Raw genomic sequence first — 1,114 nt, forward strand, 5'->3', positions numbered from 1 at the left:
GGGGGCGTTGGCGGGCCGTGGCGGCATGGCGTCGGTGCCCCTGCCGGTGGACGTGGCACGGGAGCGCATCGCCCCGTGGGCGGGCCGGCTCTCGGTGGCGGCGGTGAACGGCCCGTCGTCGGTGGCGGTGTCGGGCGACGCCGACGCGGTCACGGCCCTGGTGGAGGAACTCCTGGAGGAAGGGGTGTGGGCGACTCGCATCGAAACCGACTTCGCGTCGCACTCCTCGCACGTGGAGCAGATCCGCGAGCGCCTGCTCTCCGACCTGGACGGGATCACCCCCCTCGCGGGTGCGGTGCCGTACTACTCCAGCGTGACCGGCGGCCTGCTGGACACGAAGTCCCTGGGCGCCGCGTACTGGTACCGCAACCTCCGGCAGACCGTCGAGTTCGAGCGGGCGACCCGCTCGCTCCTCGCGGCCGGGCACCGCGTCTTCATCGAGTCCGGCCCCCAGCCCGCCCTGATGTACGCGATCGAGGACACGGCCGCCGACGCGGGCGCCCCGGAGACGCTGGTGCTCGACACCCTGCGGCGCGGGGCCGGAGGGCTCCGCCGACTCCAGCTCGCGCTCGCCGAGGCACACGTCCGGGGCCTGCGCGTCGACTGGGAGCGACTGTTCGCGGGAACCGGTGCCCGGCGGGTGGACCTGCCCACCTACGCCTTCCAACGACGCCGCTACTGGCTGGACGCCCTGCCGGCCGACCGGGACCAGGCGGCCACCGGCCAGTCCGCCGCGGACCACCCGCTGCTCGGTGCCGCGGTCGAACTGCCCGACGACGCGGGCACCCTCTTCACCGGCCGGCTCTCCTCGGCCACCCACCCCTGGCTCGCCGACCACGCCGTGGCCGGAGCCGTGATCCTGCCCGGCGCGGCCCTCGTGGAGCTGGCCGCGCACGTGGGCCGCCGCCTCGGCTGCGCCCTCGTGGAGGAGCTGACCCTCGCCGCCCCGCTGCTGCTGCCCGACGATCAGGCCGTGCAACTGCGCGTACGGGTGGGCGCCGAAGACGGCACGGGACGGCGCCCGGTGGAGTTCCACTCCCGGCCCGAGGCCGCCCCCGGCTCCGCCGACCGGCCCTGGACCCGGCACGCGACCGGCGCGGTCGGCCCCCGGGAC

General features: G+C 76.2%; 1 protein-coding gene. It reads left to right on the forward strand.

What is annotated here, in order from left to right; translation table 11 throughout:
- Nucleotides 1–7: 7 nt before the first annotated feature.
- A partial coding sequence (locus tag ACIQOV_RS42425; RefSeq protein WP_401056614.1) for an acyltransferase domain-containing protein occupies nt 8–1,114 on the forward strand: 1,107 nt, incomplete at its 3' end.

It is taken from the genome of Kitasatospora sp. NPDC091257 (genome assembly GCF_044757675.1).
In the GTDB taxonomy this organism is placed as follows: domain Bacteria; phylum Actinomycetota; class Actinomycetes; order Streptomycetales; family Streptomycetaceae; genus Kitasatospora; species Kitasatospora lactacystinica.